Here is an 18325-nt window from a genome sequence, read left to right as displayed (position 1 = left end):
AATACCCTTTTTTTAATATTTCAAAGGTCCCTATTATGCACTTTATTAATCTGTAAGATTGTGCTATTTTATAATTTAAGTTGGGTTTAGGCCTGCCATTTACGTCAATTAGGAATTTATGATAAGGTGTTTTAAGTAATTAATTTTATATGGTATTGTAGCTCGTTTTTTCTTTTTTATTCTTTCCCCATGCAATAACTTTTACTCCTTTTGAGTATTGAATTTTGTTCGGTTCGTTTTTAATTAGTTTGTTAAATCTTGAATAATTAAATTTTAAATTTTTCAAGTCAATTTCATTAATTGGCCATTCCAAATGATGAATTTCAAATTCGTTAATTGACCTTTGTGTATCTTGAAAAAGAGCATATCTTTCAGTCAGCCATTTTTCTAATTCTATTTTTTCCGTAATTCCTTTTCCAATGGTAAACTGAATATTCAATTTGTCATTAAATTCTGAGTTATTGGATTCGTATTGGTTTTTAGTTCGTTTAATTTTTGAAAATCTATATGGAAGTTCAGACACTCCTTTTGCAACTTTACAAGACAAACTTTTTCCGCCTTCGATGCTCAAAAAATATACGCCAGTTTTGTTATTTGATTTTACATATGTTCGGATATTAATTTCATCAAAATTCGAAATTAGAGGAAAAGAAGGTATGTTTTTGGGTCTTATTTTTTCCATTGTAAAAGCAACAACCGAAATCCAAGGTTTTCCGTCAAAAAGGTCAATTTCAAGTTCCTTGGGAACAAACTTTTTTAATTCGGATAATTCTACTTGCCAATGAAGAAATATTGCATTATTCCACTCTTGATAAAATTTCCATTTTTCAGTGGGCATTTTCCAAGGTCTGTGTTTAGTTGTATTTAATATTTTTTGTATTGTCATTTATTAATTTGGCGTACTTTGTAAATATACAAAAACCTCTCGAAGAGTACATATTCTCTATGTTTTATACACGCTATTAGCTACTGTCTTTATTCCAAAAACTTGCTAGCGTTGGAATGAAAGCTCTTTTAAATTTGTGAGGCACGAGCAAAATGAAATGTGCTTTACTGAGTGTTGGATTTTCAGAGCTTGTTGCCAAGAGGGATGTTATAGGTAGTAATTTATTATTTCTTTGTGATATAATTTTTTACTAATTCTATTAAAGCTTTTCCATGAACATTTTTAGCGATAACCACGCCCTTATCATCTAGAATAAAATTGGACGGAATGGTCTTAACGCGTATTTTTTTTAAGAAGAAGGCATCATCTCCTTGCAAATCGGATGCATGATACCACCGATTAGCACCATCGCGCTTCACAGCAGCTCTCCAACTAGCCTCATTACTTTCTAGACCATAAGCAACAATTTGTACACCTTGGTCATGGTAATCATTCCAAATAGGTGCTAAAACGTTACGATTTTCCTTTCGGCAAGGAGCACACCAAGATGCCCACAAGTCTATAATAGTAAGTTTGTTTCCTAATAGATTGTTAATAGTAAGTGTATCTTTTGTTAGCATGGGAAGTTTAAGATTAGGAAAAACATCTCCTATTAAAACTGGTAGATTAGAGGGGTTACTTTCTTTGCAAAGCTGTTTTACCCAGGAATGGTTTGGTTGTTTTTTCTTCCATTTGTTACATTGATTCACTAAAAATTCGGGCACGCGTTCATAATTACTCTCAGGACTTACCCATCTTAATGCCACCAATGCTGGTATAAGGTGCTGTGTGCTATCTGCAAAATTTATTAGTTTGGTCTTATATTGTAATATAGCGTGTTCTTTTTCTAATAATTGACTACCATCTTCTATTTGCCAATGTTTTTCTGCAAGATAGGTTTGGTAAGCTTTTACGTTAATATCTCTTAAGCTTAACAATGCTTTATTATTTTCTGATGGGTGTTCCATAGAAAAGCTTTTTTGAAATTCACTCCATTTGGCAGTGATTTGTAGTGGCTCTCCTAATTGCCATAAAATAGGCATATAGTTAGACTTTGTGGGGTCATCTGTTAGTAAATGATTAGGAGCTTTTCCAGACGGTTGTACGGTTAATTGGAACAATACAGGTTCTTTTATTTTTGGTAAATTGTAGAATGCAAAGCTACCATCGGGGTTTACAACAGCAGAATCTATAGCTTTTGCAAAATAGGAGGCTGCTACCTCTCGTAAAGTTTCTGGCTCAATGAGGTATACTTTTATGTTTTTCTTTTCTACGCCTTCTAATTTTCCAGATATATCTGCTGGAGAATGACAAGCTATTACAGTTAAGGGTATACAGATAAGACTAGCAATTTTTTTTATAGAAATAGTTCTCATTTTTATTAAAATTAATGTCAACGCTGCGCATAAAGGTATTTTAAAGCCTTTTATATGTTGTTGTGGGTTTTATTTTTGTTTTTCTTTTAAGCTTTCTTTTTCTAACTCTTTGTAAGTATCTCCTAATCCGTTCAGAGCTCTTTCAGAGTTCGGATGTTTTTCTACCAAAAACAAGAACAAGTTAATTGCTTTGTCATATCGTTTGTGTTTTAAATAAAATTCGGCAATTGAGCAGGCTCTCGTTATTCTTAATCTGCTGATAAATCCTGTCGGTTTAAATTCATTTATTAATTTTTGAAATTCCTTAAAATCATTTGCCCTTATTGCGTTTCTTGTTATGCTAAACATAGTCCAATCAGACAAATCAGTTGAAAACCCAAATTGAGTAGCTCTTTTTTGATAATAATTATATACATAAGATAATCCACCAGTTTTAGAAAATTCTTCAAGGCTATTAAATTGTAATTCAGGATAATAGTTGAAGTGTTTCTTAATTCCGTGATATAGCGTAGTGAATGGTGTAGACCTATGTTCTTCTCCTTCTAATTCTTTAAAAACCCAATTCATTGTTTTTGGAGCTTTGTCTGTTAAAAGTATATTTAGTTCATTCGTTCCATCTTTTACTACACCTTCATTTGTTCCAGAACTAAAAAATAATAGTTTATTAAAATTTGGTTTTTTCGTAAGAAAGCTATCTATTTTGTTTATTTTTTCTTTTAGTGGAAATGGACTTGCTGAAATGTAAACATCAAATAAGTCTGGTTCGATTGTCATCGTTTCTATAACAAAACCTCCACCATAGGCCCAACCGAATAGCATCCGTTTTTCAGACGTTCTGTATTGGGTATCAACATATTTGATGACTTCCTCTTTAATGAAGTCTAAGTACTTTTTGGAATTAATACTAAAGTTTCTATTTCTATCAGATTTTTTTTTTGAAATTCCAACTATTATAAATTCAGGCGTTTGTTTAAATTCTATAAATGATTTTTGAAGGCTCACAGCGTGTAAAAAATATCGTTGTCCGTCTAAAACATAAAGGACAGGATATCTTACATTAGAATCTGAATAGCCATCGGGCAAGAAAATTTGAATCTCTCTCTCATCATTCAATATTTTAGATTCCATTGAGAACAAAGAGCCAACAATATTGTCCTTTCCACTATTTTGTGCGTAAGAATTAAAGGATAGAAAATAAATAAAAGAGGCAATTAAAATTTTTATGTTCATGTATTGTCCTAAAATAGGTTGTCCTTTTTTAGCGTTTAAAAGGTTAATACTTCTAGTTTATTTTTTGATACAATTTGTATGGAACGTTTTAATTTAAGGGTGCCTGTTCGGGTGTTTTTAAATCGAGGCTCCAACATGTTCTTATATTGTTGTAAATTTAGATTGAATAAAACATGGTCTTTTTGAAAGATTTTATATCATAATTTATTGTGGTTCAGTGTGTTGTAAATCGTCTTAGCTATGTGTAGCGCAGAATTTTATAGTACTTATTTTTTAATTTACGATTAGATTTTATTACTTGTATGGATATTTAACTACTCTAAAACCCGCATTACGTATAGTCTTAGTTGTGTGTAGTAACCATTAATTTAATGTTTTATTCTTAAAAAAATCCCAAACTTCTGTTGTCATTTCAATATCGTGATTTTGTTTGTTAAAATATTGTTCGAATAAAGCAGAATATTTTTCTTTAATACTTGGTGCTGAATGACCGCCGCCATTAATTTTATAAAAAACAACTTCCGTTCCTTGATTACCATCATTATAAATAAATTTTTCAATAATTCCTCCGTCCGAATTATCTAAGTCGGGATAAGTATATGTTGTTGGAATAGTGTTTGTATGGTTAAAATTAATCCAATAATTTACAGAAGCTGCTGTTGATAAAGCAGATCCGTGGTCAGGATTAGGGGGATTTGATAAATACCCCCCATCATAAGGCATATAATTATCGTTTGTCCCATTCATAAATAAAATCGAAATGGGATTACTTGGCTGATTACAATCCGATACTGCTGGCATTGCAGCTACAGTCGATGCAACCGCTGCAATTTTGTTTGAAAGTTCAGATGCAAGTCTTAAAGCCAAAAAACCACCATTTGAAGTTCCGGATGCATAAACTCTGTCTTGGTCAATGTTATGATTTGTTGAAATTACACTAATCAGACTGTCAATAAAATGTACGTCGTCTGCGTTTGAGCTAACAATACAGTCTCCACGACAGTCATTCCAGGCCGGTTTATTATATGTGCCATTCCTTCCTTCTGGATAAACAATAATAAATTTTTTAGTTTCAGCAAGATCCATCCACAATTTATAAGGCGTTTTATGTCCACTTTCGCCAGTCATATCTTCAATATACACCCCACCTCCATGAAGTTCAAAAATTAACGGAACAGGTGATGTTCCTATATTCTTTGGAATATAAATTGCATATCGTCTTGCTACTCCATCGACTACGATGTTTTTAGTAAAAAGCCCATTATCATTTTGATTGTTATTACCATTGGGTTTATTACAACTCAAAAAAAGAGATATCATAATTATAATACCAAAATTTTTAAATAGATTTCTCATTGTATGTTCTATTACACAACGCCCGAGCTAAAGTTAGTGAGTAGAACAAGGAAGCTTTTTGGCTTCCGATTTCGCACTAAGCCGAAGCTTTTTGTTTGTATTTTATTTTTTGGTTTATTAAAATGTCAAATCAAACAGATTTGGCTACCTTATAAAAATACGTAAAATTTGGAATTTAGCACCCAACCACCGCATTAATTTTGGGTTTTGTGGTAACAGTATTTTATTCCGAAAGTTTAAAGGATATTACTCAAATCTTGTCTACCGACAATTGCCATTATATCAATAATTTTACCATTTATTGGTCTCATAAGTAGTTAAAAATAGGAACTTTAGTTACTTATTTTTGTTAATCATATCAGTCTAGAAGCCAAGGTTAAAACAGATAAATGGAGGGGCTGTAGACCTGTTTCAAAGGCTTATGACATAACACAGGTAGAAAGCAATGGCGGACTGAATTTTATTTTAGAATAAACCGATTACAGAGAAAGAATACCATTTTTAATGACCTTTATCGTAAAAATGGTCAACCGAAATAAAATTTATCAAACAGGATTAATAAGAAACAAACTACTGACCTCTAATATTTTATATGTAAACTGTTGAAATCCTTTTTTTCTTTTGCTAAAATAATTTGGTCTTTAAGTGTTTCTATTTTCATTATTCTTTCCTAGTTGTTTTTAGTGCTGGCTAGTACCTTTGGCTATTAGTAATAGCTTAAAATTAGCAAAAAAAACGCAAGGATACCCCAAGCTAAAAATTACTACGGAATTTAAAGAGTTGGTAGGTAGGAGCGATTATTTATACCCCTTGTTAGCGGTTGGCTTCTTTTTCTTGGACTATATCTTTTATAAATTCGTCAATTTGTTTTTTGGTTACATTTGGCATACATATTATATGTGTTACATCTTCAGTAGCCAATTGCCATTTTTCTTTTAGGGTTTCTGAAACCTGTGGAAAAATAACGGTAATAGCTCCTTTATTTGTCCAAGCATCTATCCCCAATTTAATTAATTCATTTTTACAATATTGAGCCACCTCTACACTATGTAGGTAGCGTGCTTTTAGCCCTTCCTCTCCCATACTTTTTATAGCAGACCATAAAAACATGGGACTATGTCCATTTCGAGAACCTGTAATTGTGGTGTCTAAAGAACCTATATATGAAATTCCTTTTGCGATTCTATCCCTTAAAGAACGCCTAGTAATGATAATACCCGACGGAATTGGAGAACCAATAAATTTATGACCACTTATAGAAATGCTATCTGCTCCATCCTTAAGGTCAAAAGGGATGCGAGGTTCTATAAAAGCTCCATATGGTCCAGATAAGGCCGCATCGCAATGTATATAATGGTCCTGTATAGCTAGTTTTTTCAATATTCCTTTAACTTTGGAAACATCATCTTTTGCTTCTTTCATTGTTGTACCAAAATTTGTAAGAATAATAGCTGGTTTATGTCGATTAAATTGAAGTGTATTTTCAAGGTCTTCATAATCCATCTCTCCATTTTCTTGTGACCGAATAATGATACTTGGAATGTTCAATAAATGGATGTTTTTCTTTACACTATAATGGGTAGACTCAGAAAAATAGACCATTGCTTTAGGGTATAATTCTCTTGCAACATACAACCCATAAAGATTACTTTCTGACCCACCGTTAGTCACATAACCCCAATAGTCTTTAGGGTTTGCTCTAAACATTTTTGCAAAAAATTCAACAACTTGTCTCTCTATTTCATGCGTCTGAACTCTGTAAGTACTATCTTCAAAAGGGTCTCCTAGATTATTGATAGGGTATTTTAAAAATTCATATAATTTGGAATAGTTAAAATCCTTTGATACAGGATATCCTAAAAATAAATCACTTGCCTCTTTTATTTTTTGTGAAAGTTTATCTATTTGCGAATCTTGATGGGTATCTGGTACTATCATAGTCAAAGATTAATTTTTTGGATAAGTTAAATATCACTGTAAAATTAGTTTAATTAATTTTTTGTATTTATTTAATTTTAAATAATAGAATATAAAACTTTAAAATGGTATTTTACAGTATTAAAAAACTGTTCTATGGTTTTGTGAATGGTGCTATAGAAAAATAATCTAGTATGGATAAAATTGATAGAAGAATTTTAATGCAACTTCAAGGAGATGCGAAACAAAATACAAAGGAAATAGCAAGTAAGGTAGGTTTGAGTCTCACGCCTACTTATGAAAGGATTAAAAAATTAGAACAACAACAGGTAATAGAGTCTTATGTTGCTATCCTGGATAGAACCAAAATAGGAAAACAAGTAGTGGCATATTGTCAAGTTACTTTGTTAAAACACCAAAAGAAGCTTATAGACAGTTTTAAAAATAAAACATTTTTGTTTCCCGAAATAATGGAGTGCCATCATGTTTCGGGAAATTATGATTTTCTATTAAAAGTTGTTACAGATGACATTAATGAATTTCATGAATTTGTAAATGGAAAGCTTTCCGTAGTTGAAGAGATCTCAACAATACATAGCTCGTTTGTAATGAACTCTGTAAAGGATTCTACCGTTTATGAATTATGATTTTTTTATAGCTATGAAGGTTTTACATATGAAATAAGGCTTTCATTAGGCAGGAACGTTTTCATGAGTCAGAAATTCTCCTATGATTTCTAAGGGAGCTTAACGTAGTGTTTTTTAAAACTTGTTATTTCTCGTTTGGCACTGCTTCACTGTTAGACTGTTTCTTAAAGCTTCAATTAAAGCAGAATAAATAGCGATTCCTATATGTGCAGGGGCACGGTAATGACATTCCTACTCTACATTAGTGTTTAGCCAAACAATTGTACGTTCCTCTGTATTGAAAGATGAATTTGAAAACGGTTCATGCTCCTGATACGTTTTCAATGCTTCTGGAGCAGTTTCAATTGTGTAAGTTTTATTTTTTTAATTATTAAGAGCTAAATACTCGTTTAGTTAGAGGTTTAAAAAAAATGACTAAATTTCTTTTAAAAATCACCTTTGTTTATTTCAAAATTCAGTCTATCAGTACAAGTATCAATAGACTGAATGGGTATTTAAATTCAATTTTATAAATTGAATTGCCTAATAATGGTTAGGCCTTCTTATCAAAATATAAAGATGTAATAAGGGCAATAGGCAAACCGACTAAAGCCATATGCCAAATAATGCCTACTATAGCCAAGTTTACATCAAAAGGACTTTTTGGAATGTTTGATTGTGGCAGTATTATTAAGTTCATTATCAGCCAAATTCCTAAACCAAAAATGAGCCCCATTACAATTTTATAATCTCTTAGTATTTTAATTTTTGAGTAGGCCAAGAAATAAATACCAGCCACAACATAAGAGATTAGAAAATGATAAAGAAGACCTGCAATAAACATGGATAAACCTCCACCTATTGCTGTTGGACCATGAATGCCGCTGCCAATAAATTGAACAACTTGTATAGGGTTCATCCCAAAGAATATAAAGTAAACTACCGCACCAGCAATAGCATCTAAGTTTCCTGCAATAAAGCCAGACCATAAAATTGTTTTGGTTGCACTTGAAGACTTTGTAAAGTCGAATATACTTGTAATGTGTGTCATGATTTTTAAAATTCTAAATCAGCAATTAAATCAAACTCATCGTAAATAGCTTTATCCTTTAGTCCGTCAAAGAAATTTGCAGAGCCATATTTAACATCGAATTTTGTTCTATCAATTTTTAGCGAAGCAGTTGCTTTATTTCCATAAACGGAAAGATTAATTGTAACAGTATTTGTTATTCCTTTTATAGTTACGTTCCCTGTTACTTTGTACGAGTTTTTACCCGTAGATTTAACTTTCTTAAATACTAAAGACGAAGTAGGAAATTTTTTAACTCCAAAGAAATCATCAGATTTTAAATGCCCTTCCAATTTACCTTTATATTCTCCTTCTTGATCTGTACTGGTAATTGTAGACATGTTTATAGTAAATTCTCCACCCGTCAGTTTACCATCGTTAAAGTTTAGAAATCCAGATTTAATTGCGATTGTTCCTTGTTCTGATCCCGTAACTTTATACCCTTTCCAAACAACTCTACTTTTTTCTACTTTAATTCCTTTTTTATTTTCCTCTATTGTTCTGAAAGAGAACGTTATGAGTGCAACTATTGCAACTATTGCTATATTTTTAATTGAATTTTTCATTTTATCTGTTTAATGATTTAATTTATGCTCCGTAATAGAACTTTTCTTTGATTATTTTTCCATCTTTCCAATTTTGAACCGCTACTTGTGTATAGTTTCTAACGCCCCAATCTTTGTGGGTGTAATCAAAATGCCACTCTACCATTGTGGTATTTTCACCAATTGTTACTTTTAAAGGATTAGCGCCTCTAAATTCTGTAATAGACGCAAAAAAAACTTCTTCACGCTGTCTATTAGCTATTTTTCCTTCAACAACTGGATTGTCATTTTCTTGCATAACAACATCTTCATGATAGAATTGGTCAAAAGCTTCTAAGGCTTTCCCTTGAAGAACCATGTCATTAATTGTGCTAATTTTTTCTAATAATGTATTCATTTTTTTAGCTTTAAATATTATAGGACAAATGTCCTAAACATTAAAATTTCAGAAAATGAAGTAGATTATTAAATGAAGTTAAACTAGATTAACATCTATTGGTTGTGAATGAGTTGGTTTTTAATTTTACTTAAAAACTCTTTAGTGATACCAAGGTAAGAAGCAATCATATATTGAGGAATACGTTGTTCAATTTTTGGATAATTCTCTTTGAAAATAAGATAACGCTCTTTCGCTGTAAGACTAAAATTTCTAATGATTCTTTTTTGCGAGGCTACAAAAGCACGCTCTACAATCTTTCTAAAAAGTCGTTCGAGCTTCGGAATTTCTATATATAACTCTTCAAGATTATCGTAGGTAAATTGAATTAGTTGGGTTCTCTCTATACATTGAACGTTAAAATCTGCAGGTTTTTGAGTAATAAAACTTCCCAAATCGGATGTCCACCAATCTTCTATGGAGAACATCACTATATGTTCTTGGCCTTCTAGATTCGTATAAAATGTTTTTGTACATCCCGAAATAATAAAATTGGCACTTTTGCAGATATCTCCTTGTTGCACAATATATTGATCTTTGAGGTAATTTCTGTGAACAATTTTAGCAAGAAGAATGGCTTCTTCTTCAACAGTTAAGTTGATATATTTATTTATGTAATCTAATAAAGGTTTATGATTCATGTGCTATTACTGCCAACAATTAGTATAAGAAACGTAGGGAGATTTAATAAGCACCTCATTTCTGTTTATTACTAGGCTAAATATAAATATTTTGCTTTTATATCAGTTCTTTGTTACCCACATTTTTTACTTGCCTTTTAATCAACGGGTCAATTCGTCTTTTGTTTTCTTGTTGTAATAATGAAGGATATAAATTCATTAAAATATTCACAATCATTATTGTCAACCCGAATAAATAGTGGTGAGAAAGACTCTTATAGACAGCAATAAAAGTCACGAAAATAAATCCGATTAGATGGCTTATTTCAGCAATTGTCATTTCTCTTCGTATTTCAGTCAATTTCGTTTTTTTATTTTTCAACTTAATTTTCTGATTGAAGAATTTGAAAAAGGTGTTACTTACAATCCATTTAAAGTATTTAAGCCCAATATTTTTATTCAGAGTTTTACTCTCAATAAAATTCAGGTTTGATAATTTTTTGTAGTATTCAGTTTTCATAAGAATACTATTAAATATCATTCCGATTATCCAAGATATAAATGATATAGATATTCCGAATGTCAAATATTTAATCATAAGTTGTTTTTAAATTGTGCCAACTCTTAAGTTATAAGTAGTGAGGGGGCAAAGAAATTTTGGCTTATTGTTTCGTAAGTAATCTAAAATAAGTAATTAGTTTTATATATTGTTGCGTGTAGTTTTTCTTTTTTAGGGTTTAATAAATTTTATTATTTCTTCTATATATATCTTAAAATTATTATGTTGTTGTAAGACGAACTAATAAGAGAAAGGGTGCTATTTTAGATGTAACACAGAGTTGTTTTTTTATAACGTTACTACTTATTTGGGGTGCCAGTCTTTTTAAAGTCAATACTTTTAGCTTTTAGATATTCCCAAATTTCCATTGTATTCCTTGCTTTGGATAATTCTGTAAAATCCTTTTGCGACATGCAATAAGTAAGAAATGCATCCATGCTAGTTTCGGGGATATTAAAATTTTGGGACATTGTTTTCTTTGAGAATTTAGTGATGATTTCTTTCTCTAATTCCATATTTTCATCACGAGCAACCATTTCTTCGAATGATTTAGTTCTACCAGAAACACGGTTCATTATTTTGTGGGTATTTATAATTACAGATAATGAAGCATAGCCAAGAATCTGAGCTACTTTTCCATAGTCTTCAGATGTTTGTAGCCGTATATATTTACCTCTATCTGCCTCTAAGAGTAATCGTTCGCTTTGTGTCATTACTTCGATATCTGCATTTGGCAACTCTAATGATGACGAAGTAACAGCGGGTTTAATGCCAAGTCTTTCAATATCTAGGGCAATCTTCCCTGTTAGATTATACGGTGTTACGGTAACTTCATTTAAATTAATAACGTTATCTAAAAGGTTTATGGTAACTAAATTTTTATTAAAAATTGTATCGGTAATAAAAACATTTTTTGTTAGATATTGAACCGCAGTAAATTGGAGTGAATCTCTCCGTTTAACCTCAATAGTAAAACCTCCTAGAGAATCAGTAATCGTTGATTTTTTAGAATTTAGGTTAACAATTAATATATTGGAAACATCATTTTTAATGCTTTTAACTTTTCCATTTAATAGCGTTGTGTTTTTTTGACTAAACCCTGTAAAAGAAGTCAACGCAATTAATAATGGTAGTAAAAACTTTATATGCTTCTGCAATATTTACATTTTAGATTTAAGGGAAAATACTTTTTTTAAATAAGAGATAACGTTTTTTAGCTATAAGTAGTGCAGATAGCAAGGAGATATTTTGGTTTCCGATTTTACACTAAGCCTATTTTTTTTATTCTGTTAAAATGTCAAATCAAATTGATTTTGCTGACTTTATAAAAATAGACAAAACTTGGGGTTTAAGCACCAAACCCGCATATTGCAAATTTCTTGCGTGTTGACGGCAAAAGGAAAAAGCCCGAGAGTTGCTTTGTTTTTTATAGGTAAACCACTTTAATAAAGACAAACCATACCTTTAAAAATTATGGTTTTTTTGTTACGTTGATAAACGTTCTATTTACGAACAGACTCGTCTAATTTTAGAATAAGCAACAAAAAAGGGAAGTACCGAAGCTGCTTTTCTACTAAGTAAATGACTGCTATAGCCATTGTCAACTATCGTTTTTTATCTGTCTAATTGTTTCTTTAAGTTGCTTTTTGAGTAAAATACTCCTTTAAACACTACTCCGTTAATGTCCTTTGCATTTTTTATGTTCTCTAATGGGTTGGTATTTAGCAAGACCAAATCCGAACTTGCCCCAATTTTAATTGTACCCCAGTCATTTTCAGAATTCAGCATTTCGGATAAGTTATAGCTGGCTGCTTTTAAAATGTCAAAATTAGAAATACCGGCATTGGCGAAATGTTCCATTTCGGTATGAACTCCAAACCCTGGGATACCGTAGATACCAGATGCGTCGGGACTTAATAGTAATTTTCCACCCTGTCGATAAATATGCCCCAAATAATCTAAGCGGTTTTGAAATTTATCTTTATTTTCTTCTCTGTTGCCTGCTCGTTCTTTTTCTTTGGTTTTGTCAAAGTACGCGGTTATTTTATCTTCCCATTCTCTTATCAATTCTTTGGGTAAATATTCGGTTCCGTTTCGTTTTCTCAATTGTTCCTCGGGAACTTGTCTGGTAAAATACCAGTCCAATGTCGGGCAGTGATATAAATTGGCGGAAATGGATCTGTCGATAGCCAAATTGATTTCTGCATTGTTTTGAAGTTGAAAAAAACCGCCTAAATGCTCGATACTTTGGTATATGTTACTATCACATATTTTGAATATTCCGACATTCGATGGACAATGGCCCGCTAACTTTATATTGTTGTTTTTAGCGAATTTTACCAAATAGTCAAATGTGTTTTCGTCTTTTACGGAAAGAATCTTTATGAAATCAAAGCCAGATTTTTTGTAACCCGAAATTAATCCGTCTGCCATTTTCTCCGTTAAACTATCCCTCCGTGAGATTGGGGGCGAGGAGAGTATTAAATTAGGTGTCCATTCAGTGTTCTTATCTATTTCTAAATGCCAATCTTGGCCGCGCATAGAGCGCAGAGTGGTAACCCCGTTCATTAAGTTCATTAAGAAGTATGTCTGTAAATTTTCTTCTTCGGGAAAATGAGAATGGGCATCTGCGAAGGATGGAATAAGATATTTTCCGTTTCCCTCGATTATTCCTAAATCATAATCGGTCGTGTCATTCTCTGCGTGTTCCCTGATTTGACTGATTACCCCATTTTCTATGATAACGTCTCTATTGCTTTGTTGTTGATTGATGTGTAAAGGAATGATGTTTACATTTTTTATCAAAAGTCTGTTATTCTGTCCACAAACTTGAAAAATGGTAAAAAGTAGAATAGTAATGCTAAATGTTTTTTTCATAGTAGTATTTAAATGATAACGCCCAAGCTAAAGTTAGTGCGGAGAACAAGGGAATATTTTGGTTTCCAGCTCCGTAATAACTCGATTTTTTTTGCGTTTTTTTCTGCTAAAATGTCAAATCAAACTGATTTTGCGGACTTCATAAAAATACGCAAAACTTTGGTTTTAAGATTTAATCTCTATATTACTTATAGGTATTATTGCTATTAGTACTTTCTGTCCAAATTGTTTCAAACCTTTCGCAAACTATTAGCATTTCTTCTGTCGGTTTCTCTCCGTTTTCTTCCATTACGGACGCAAAAAAGTTCCAATGTGCTTTTTTCCATTTTTTGAGCGGTTCAATTTTTGTTCCCATATCTATTTCTGCATAACCTTTGGATATTTGATTGAAAGGAATTGTATCTACTTTTTTAATTTCAATTATGGCTCGTGCTTTTCCGTTAAAATCGGTTATAATATGTTTTGTTCCGATTTTTGGTAAATCAGAGTTAGCTTCCTTATACCAAGAATATAAACCAGAAGAAGCTTTCTTTTTTCCATTTAAAGTTAATTCGGCTAGCCGATTTGCATCTTCTTTATTATTATGAAAATACCAAGATTCTGGGATTTCGTTATTTTTAAATTTGGGGTTTAATATGGTATAGTTATTCCACATTTGATAAACGGTTTTGTCAATTCCGTTTTCCGTTTCTGTTTCCGTTTTGCTTTTACAGCTAATTAAAATCAAAAATAAAATAATTGTTAAATGTTTCATTATTTTTTAGGTGTTAATGCTTCACTTTAGCTATGAACAGTATGGGAGGAAACTAGCGTTTGCTTTCTTCCATGCCATGCAATTTTTTCTTTTTTATCAATATAAAATCCAACAGGTTTTACGGGCTTTATAGATATGCATAAGCCTTACTATTTAGCCTAAAAACTTTGTGAAATATAGCCTTTACATGTATTTCGTTATTTATTTTTATGTTGCCTTTGTTTTTCAAACTCTACGGTTCTTTTTATTTGCTCCTTCAAATTCCATTCAAAATTAAATCGATTTTTTAGGAATTTCGCGATTGGCTCAAGTCCAATTTCGGCTCTTCTTTTGTCAATATTTACGGGGTCATATACTGGCCAAACATTAAAGCTTTTAGTTTCAGGATAATATTTCATTTGACCACCATAAATTTGAGGTTCACCTGCCTCGGTTGCAATTCTGTCTTCTGCTCTTACCAAAAACCTAGGTTCTAACTTTTTTTCTATTACTGCTTGTTTCATTAATGGAAGATACTTCAGTCGTATTTCATTGTCAGCATGTTGTATTACATTACAAATTGTCCAATTACCTTGTTCTCCAATCCTCTTATTTGTTGGCCATCCATATTTATCAAGAATATCCGTCACTTTTTTTTCATTAATGGTGTGGTTCTTCTCATAGACTTCTTGTTGTTCATTAACTTTCATTGATTCTGCACCATAAATAGTTATCAAAGAATCCTTAGCCTTATTGGTGTTTGTTCTGTTTGCCAAATAGTATCTAAAACTGCAATAAGATTTTCGTTGACTTTAACAGATGCCGGAATTTCTTTCGATTTGTTCTTGTTAGAACAAGCCATTGCTAACAATAAGGGGAATATTAATATAATTCTCATACGTATTATTTGATATTTTTTAGTAGGTTCATAATGTATGCTATGAGTAGTTGCGTGGGTTAATACTAAATTTACAAGTACGCACCGAGCTGAAAATTTGGCAAGAATTTTCAGAAGAGACGAGAATTAGCAATTACTTATAATCATTGTAGAGCATAGGCATTTACTTATTCTTTTAATTTTCTTTTGTTCAGTCCATAAGGAAACATTATGGTCAATAATACAAAAATTAATAAAAAATTAAACTCTACACCATTTCTTCCAGCTCCCACTACAAACCACCCTTCTTTTAAATGAATCAAAATAATTCCTGCCATCAATATAAATATTGTTACAATACTTGCCCATTTTACATATTTATCAAAGATCAAGCAAAAAGCGGCAACTAAATGAGATAATTTAATTAACCAAGCCAAGAGTATTCCTAATGGAGCAAAACCAATTTGGTTTAAATATAAATCACCAAAATTATTTATTCCATTGTCAAATATTCCAGGAATACTATGAGCCAATAAAATAATTGCTACCGAAAATCGCAGCATAAATGTATTGTTTATTATTTTCATTATTTTTTGTTTATGCCCAACACCCGAGCTAAATTTAGTACGGATAGCAAGGAAATATTTTGGTTTCCGACTCCGTACTAAGCCAAAGCTTTTTGTTTGTGTTTTCTTTTTTTGTTATTAAAATGTCAAATCTTGAATATTTCGCTATCGCGCGTAGTTTTCAATTTGGCAACTTTATAAAAGTACACAAATCTTGGGGTTTAACACCAAACTCAGAATTACTTATAGATTTTGTTTCGGGTTGGCTTTATTTCCAATTCCATGATTGGTAAAAACCTGTCCTTAATGGAGCTTTTTAGTTTTCCAATTACACGAAAACCTAATCTACTATAAAACTTTTCAGCATGAGGGTCAGCATCAAGAATTACTCTTTTAAATTCAGAATTTTTAATCCGTTGTAAAAAGTCCACCATTAGGGCTTTTCCATAACCTTTTCCAATAAATTTGGAGTCCACAAAAAGATAATTGAGTTTTATGTCGGTTTCACTTTCTGGTTGATATGCGTAGAACCCAATAAGACATTTATCTATAACTAGTTTAAAAATTTGATTTTCGTCTATATACTTTTCTGTAATCGTTAATTCTTCTCTCCATTCTTCAATTTGCTTTTTGCTATAATTCCAATGAGATTTAGACCGAATAGTTAATTCCGTTACATCTTTAGCATCTGTTTTTATGGTTCTCTCTATGGTCATTTTTCAGCTTAAATAAGAATTTGTTTGCTTTTACTCGATAATTGAGATTTAAATGCTCCGAGGCTTACCTCGAAATTTTAAGGTTGTTTTCTTACGAATACCTCGTGAGATTGCCCCGAGGTAGTTTATTTCAGTTCTTTGTTTTGGCGCTGTTGGTTTACCGAAATTACAATTTTACCATTGTGTAGGCCATCCCCAAATCGTTGAATTGCCCAAGGTATTTTGTCGAAAGTATAAGGTCCATCTATAACACAATTTATCTTGTTGTTCTCATAAAGCTCATTGATGTATTCTAAGTCCTCATTAGCTTTTAACATAACCATGTGCATACGTTTGTTACTAAATAATTTTAGTATCGGACTCATATAAAGCATTTGTAACAGATTGCTAGATCTGCCACCTATTGAAACGTATTTTCCTTCTGGTTTAAGAACTTTTAAAAATTTCCATAGCGATCGATTGGTCTTGCAATCAAGGATTAGATCATATTGTTGATTACTCTTAGTAAAATCTTCTATTTTATAATCAATTACGTTGTTAAACCCTTGAGTTTTCATCGCTTTTAATTTTTCACCCGTATCGACACCAGTAACATCTGTGTTGTACAATTTTGCTATTTGAATTCCAAATGAACCAACGCCGCCGCCGCCGCCATTGATCAATATTTTTTGATGATTTTTAATCTCTCCTACATCCCGTAGGCCTTGTAGAGCAAGCATTGCAGCGTGTGGAATACTAGTGGCCTCTTCAAAACTCATGTTATCTGGCTTTGGGGCAAGTGCCTTCTCATCTATACATATAAACTCAGCAAAGCTGCCAAATCCAAATTGTGAGATGTCCCCGTAAACGGCATCACCGACTTTAAACTTTGTAGCATTACTGCCGAGCTGTACCACAATTCCTGCTACCTCCATTCCTGGTATCATTAATTTTTTCTTGGGACTAAATATTCCAAATAAAAGACGATAAACAAAAGGTTTTCCAGTGGTAATACACCAATCGTAATCATTGATTGTTGTTGCACGAACTATAACCTGAACCTCGGTATTTTTAGGTTTAGGTTGTTCGGTTTCTATAAGCTTAAGAACTTTGTTTGGCTCTCCGTAGTTTTTAATATTATATGCTTTCATATTTCAGGACGACTCATAATGTGCCACAACGCCCGAGCTAAAGTTAGTGCGGAGAGCAAGGAAGTTTTTGCTTCCGACTTCGCACTAAGCCAAAACTTTTTGTTTGCGTTTTATTTTTAAAATGTTAAACCTTAAAGATTTGATTACCTTATTAATATACAGAAAATTTAGCTTAAATAATAAGCCGCGTATTAATTATATCTATTGTTGTAATCAGTTTTTATGTTCAATTTTATACAAAAGTAATTCCTCAGGATCATTTGGAAGTTGTGTTGTACCTGTTATTTCTAACCCTAACTTTTCTAAAAGACGTTGGGAAGAGATGTTCTCTTTAGCTGTAATAGCTTTAATTTCCTTAATTTTGAATTCTTCAAATGCAGCTCTCATTAATCTGTGTACTGACTCATAAGCATATCCCAATCCTTCATATTGAGGTAAGAGGCCAAATCCGATATCGATTCCATCTACACCATCTCTGTTGTAAAGCCCACAAATGCCGATTTTTAAACCGTCAGCCTTTGTAATTATAGAATAACTTGAATATCCAAGAGTCTTCAATTGTGGTAGTATTTTAATTTGAATATATTTTTCAGCATCTTTAATTGAATTAATTTTTCTATCGCCAACAAATTTGATGAACTTTGGAGTATTTAGTAATTGATAAATTAATTCGGCATCTTTTTCTGAAGTCGGTCTAATTATTAGTCTATCTGTTTTAAATGTTCTGTAAAGACTCATTAAGTTCGTTTTTTTAAATGGGCTACAAC

19 protein-coding genes and 1 pseudogene are annotated in these 18325 nt (G+C 31.8%); 2 read left to right on the top strand and 18 right to left on the bottom strand.

Annotated elements, in window-relative coordinates:
* Positions 1-145 precede the first annotated feature (145 nt).
* The 4 genes from QZZ51_RS02030 to QZZ51_RS02015 all read right to left on the bottom strand — a co-directional run bounded on the left by QZZ51_RS02030 (position 146) and on the right by QZZ51_RS02015 (position 4887).
* On the bottom strand, positions 146-886 hold the full coding sequence (locus QZZ51_RS02030) for a DUF2071 domain-containing protein (RefSeq protein WP_291865160.1): 741 nt from the start codon (positions 884-886) through the stop codon (positions 146-148).
* A gap of 224 nt (positions 887-1110) precedes the next feature.
* The gene (locus QZZ51_RS02025; RefSeq protein WP_291865156.1) at positions 1111-2301 is read right to left on the bottom strand and encodes a TlpA disulfide reductase family protein; all 1191 of its coding nucleotides are present in this window, start codon (positions 2299-2301) and stop codon (positions 1111-1113) included.
* Positions 2302-2370: 69 nt separating this feature from the next.
* The gene (locus QZZ51_RS02020) at positions 2371-3531 is read right to left on the bottom strand and encodes an alpha/beta hydrolase-fold protein (RefSeq protein WP_291865154.1); all 1161 of its coding nucleotides are present in this window, start codon (positions 3529-3531) and stop codon (positions 2371-2373) included.
* A gap of 363 nt (positions 3532-3894) precedes the next feature.
* Entirely contained in the window at positions 3895-4887 is a 993-nt protein-coding gene (locus tag QZZ51_RS02015; RefSeq protein ID WP_291865151.1) for a PHB depolymerase family esterase, read from the bottom strand.
* A gap of 342 nt (positions 4888-5229) precedes the next feature.
* On the opposite strand from QZZ51_RS02015, the pseudogene QZZ51_RS02010 reads away from it, so the two are divergent.
* A pseudogene (locus tag QZZ51_RS02010) lies at positions 5230-5493 on the top strand (hypothetical protein); the annotation flags it as partial.
* A gap of 207 nt (positions 5494-5700) precedes the next feature.
* Here the strand turns inward: QZZ51_RS02010 and QZZ51_RS02005 are convergent.
* Complete coding sequence (locus QZZ51_RS02005; protein ID WP_291865148.1) at positions 5701-6825, bottom strand: histidine decarboxylase; 1125 nt, start codon at positions 6823-6825, stop codon at positions 5701-5703.
* 173 nt (positions 6826-6998) lie between these two features.
* Here QZZ51_RS02005 and QZZ51_RS02000 point away from each other — a divergent pair, with 173 nt between their 5' ends.
* Positions 6999-7451 carry an Lrp/AsnC family transcriptional regulator gene (locus tag QZZ51_RS02000; protein ID WP_291865145.1) on the top strand — a complete coding sequence of 151 codons (453 nt, stop codon included), beginning with the start codon at positions 6999-7001 and terminating at the stop codon, positions 7449-7451.
* Positions 7452-7983: 532 nt separating this feature from the next.
* On the opposite strand, the gene QZZ51_RS01995 is transcribed toward QZZ51_RS02000, so the two are convergent.
* The 13 genes from QZZ51_RS01995 to QZZ51_RS01935 all read right to left on the bottom strand — a co-directional run.
* On the bottom strand, positions 7984-8481 hold the full coding sequence (locus QZZ51_RS01995) for a hypothetical protein (RefSeq protein WP_291865142.1): 498 nt from the start codon (positions 8479-8481) through the stop codon (positions 7984-7986).
* Between the two features lie 5 nt (positions 8482-8486).
* Positions 8487-9065, bottom strand: a complete 579-nt coding sequence (locus tag QZZ51_RS01990) for a YceI family protein (protein WP_291865139.1) — start codon at positions 9063-9065, stop codon at positions 8487-8489.
* A 22-nt stretch (positions 9066-9087) separates the two neighbouring features.
* Positions 9088-9441 carry a nuclear transport factor 2 family protein gene (locus QZZ51_RS01985; RefSeq protein ID WP_291865137.1) on the bottom strand — a complete coding sequence of 118 codons (354 nt, stop codon included), beginning with the start codon at positions 9439-9441 and terminating at the stop codon, positions 9088-9090.
* Between the two features lie 95 nt (positions 9442-9536).
* Positions 9537-10121, bottom strand: a complete 585-nt coding sequence (locus QZZ51_RS01980; protein WP_291865134.1) for a Crp/Fnr family transcriptional regulator — start codon at positions 10119-10121, stop codon at positions 9537-9539.
* Positions 10122-10218: 97 nt separating this feature from the next.
* A complete protein-coding gene (locus QZZ51_RS01975; protein WP_291865132.1) occupies positions 10219-10620 on the bottom strand; it encodes a hypothetical protein in 402 nt (133 codons plus the stop codon).
* A 338-nt stretch (positions 10621-10958) separates the two neighbouring features.
* A complete protein-coding gene (locus QZZ51_RS01970; RefSeq protein ID WP_291865130.1) occupies positions 10959-11816 on the bottom strand; it encodes a hypothetical protein in 858 nt (285 codons plus the stop codon).
* A gap of 457 nt (positions 11817-12273) precedes the next feature.
* On the bottom strand, positions 12274-13536 hold the full coding sequence (locus QZZ51_RS01965) for an amidohydrolase family protein (protein WP_291865127.1): 1263 nt from the start codon (positions 13534-13536) through the stop codon (positions 12274-12276).
* Positions 13537-13720: 184 nt separating this feature from the next.
* Entirely contained in the window at positions 13721-14290 is a 570-nt protein-coding gene (locus QZZ51_RS01960; RefSeq protein ID WP_291865124.1) for an ASCH domain-containing protein, read from the bottom strand.
* 197 nt (positions 14291-14487) lie between these two features.
* Positions 14488-15045, bottom strand: a complete 558-nt coding sequence (locus QZZ51_RS01955; RefSeq protein WP_291865121.1) for a DUF6624 domain-containing protein — start codon at positions 15043-15045, stop codon at positions 14488-14490.
* Between the two features lie 289 nt (positions 15046-15334).
* Positions 15335-15733, bottom strand: a complete 399-nt coding sequence (locus QZZ51_RS01950; protein ID WP_291865118.1) for a DoxX family protein — start codon at positions 15731-15733, stop codon at positions 15335-15337.
* Between the two features lie 218 nt (positions 15734-15951).
* Positions 15952-16428: a GNAT family N-acetyltransferase gene (locus QZZ51_RS01945; protein WP_291865115.1), complete on the bottom strand. Its 477-nt coding sequence runs from the start codon at positions 16426-16428 to the stop codon at positions 15952-15954.
* 125 nt (positions 16429-16553) lie between these two features.
* Positions 16554-17558 carry an NAD(P)-dependent alcohol dehydrogenase gene (locus QZZ51_RS01940; RefSeq protein ID WP_291865112.1) on the bottom strand — a complete coding sequence of 335 codons (1005 nt, stop codon included), beginning with the start codon at positions 17556-17558 and terminating at the stop codon, positions 16554-16556.
* A 213-nt stretch (positions 17559-17771) separates the two neighbouring features.
* Positions 17772-18325, bottom strand: a 554-nt coding sequence (locus QZZ51_RS01935; protein ID WP_366511937.1) for a GNAT family N-acetyltransferase, incomplete at its 5' end; no start/stop codon positions are given.

It is taken from the genome of Maribacter sp., from assembly GCF_016744255.1.
Lineage (GTDB): Bacteria > Bacteroidota > Bacteroidia > Flavobacteriales > Flavobacteriaceae > Maribacter_B.
This window is presented reverse-complemented; position numbering and strand designations above follow the sequence as displayed.